1 protein-coding gene is annotated in these 1,246 nt (G+C 48.0%); it reads left to right on the forward strand.

Annotated features, from left to right (window positions below; genetic code table 11):
• A partial coding sequence (rfbG, locus tag O9300_RS18750) for a CDP-glucose 4,6-dehydratase (protein ID WP_287973321.1) occupies positions 1–1,078 on the forward strand: 1,078 nt, incomplete at its 5' end.
• Between the last annotated feature and the right edge of the window lie 168 nt (positions 1,079–1,246).

A 1,246-nucleotide genomic window follows, 5' to 3' on the forward strand; every position in this document is an offset into this window, starting at 1 on the left:
TACTGGTCATACCGGCTTTAAGGGGTCTTGGCTGGCGTTTTGGTTACTCCATCTGGGGGCAGCGGTGAAAGGCCTCAGTTTAGCTCCCAATACCACCCCCGCCTTATTTGAGCAATTAGACTTAGCTCAAAACCTGAGTCATCATATAGGAGATATTCGAGAGGCTGAGTTAGTGGCTCGTTTAATCGCTTCATGGCAACCGGATGTAGTCTTTCATTTAGCGGCACAACCCTTAGTGCGGCTTTCCTATCTTGAGTCGGTGGAAACGTGGAACACAAATGTTATGGGGACTATTCACGTTTTAGAGGCCCTCAAAAGCCTCACTCATCCCTGTGCCGCCGTGTTTATTACTAGCGATAAGTGCTATGAGAATCGGGAATGGGTCTATGGTTATCGGGAAAATGACCCCTTAGGGGGTTATGATCCCTATAGTTCTAGCAAAGCGGGGGCGGAATTGGCGATCGCATCTTGGCGCAGTTCCTTCTTTAAAACCCCTCAAACCCCCATCGGCATTGCCAGCGCCAGGGCAGGAAATGTCATCGGTGGCGGAGATTGGTCTCTAGACCGGATTGTACCCGATGCAATGCGGGCGTTGATGAAGTCCGAAGCGATTCCGGTGCGGAACCCTCTAGCGACTCGTCCTTGGCAGCACGTTTTAGAGCCTTTAGGGGGCTATTTACGGTTAGCTGAGTCGATTTATGAGCAGTTGATGACGGCCAATTGGCAGCAAGACAGCCGAGGGTTATATGGGGCGTTTAATTTCGGTCCGGCTCTGACTTCTAATCGTCCGGTTAAAGAGTTAGTTGAGTCTATCCTACAACTTTGGACGGGGACTTGGCTCGATCAAAGTGATCCGAAGGCTGTTCATGAGGCTAAATTGCTTAATCTAGTCACAGATAAGGCTTTCCATACCCTAAAATGGCAACCAGTCTGGGATTTTCGGCAAACCCTCAAGGAAACCGTGACATGGTACTATCAAGCGGCTCAAATGGACTCTGAAGATAAAGCACAATTCCAAGACCTTACCCGCCAACAAATCGAATATTATCAAAGTTGTTTGATCGATCGGAAAACTTAGAACTAATGGGACTTAGGCGTTTTCGGTCAGCAAAAAAGGCTCAAACCATTACGGGACAAAGGGTTAACCTCGATTTATGATTTTCCTTGATATATCTGGGTTTCAGCGATTTTGGGCTTCTCGAAGTAAATCCCAAGCGGGGATTGGAGTTGAGGCTTTTCTCGATTT

The sequence above is a fragment of the Microcystis sp. LE19-195.1E genome (assembly GCF_027532095.1).
Lineage (GTDB): Bacteria > Cyanobacteriota > Cyanobacteriia > Cyanobacteriales > Microcystaceae > Microcystis > Microcystis aeruginosa.